Below are 312 nucleotides of genomic sequence, written 5' to 3' on the forward strand. Positions count from 1 at the left end.
AGGAATTGCTGTATGTACTATCATTCCTCCAAACACTAGACTTATCGCAACAAATAAAACCAAATAGAATTTAAAATAACTTGCTCGATACCATCTATGTCTTAATATTAATCTGACTAACAGTAAGATAATCAGTAAAATCACAAAAGGCAACATCATTCTAAGCCAATAATGTGTTCCTCCTAACTTACAAAGTTTCCATAAAATATACATACAAATTGAATATAAAACTAAGATTATATAATCAACTAACGGTTTTAGTTTCTTCTTCACATCAGTACCCCTATTCATGTGCATTATATAATTTATTCA

Annotated in this window: 1 pseudogene; it reads right to left on the reverse strand. The window is 28.5% G+C overall.

The features are described 5' to 3' along the window. Positions 1-273, reverse strand: a pseudogene (locus tag ACX6CF_RS26440) (hypothetical protein); the annotation flags it as partial. Positions 274-312: the final 39 nt, after the last annotated feature.

This window comes from Vallitalea sediminicola, from assembly GCF_054408565.1.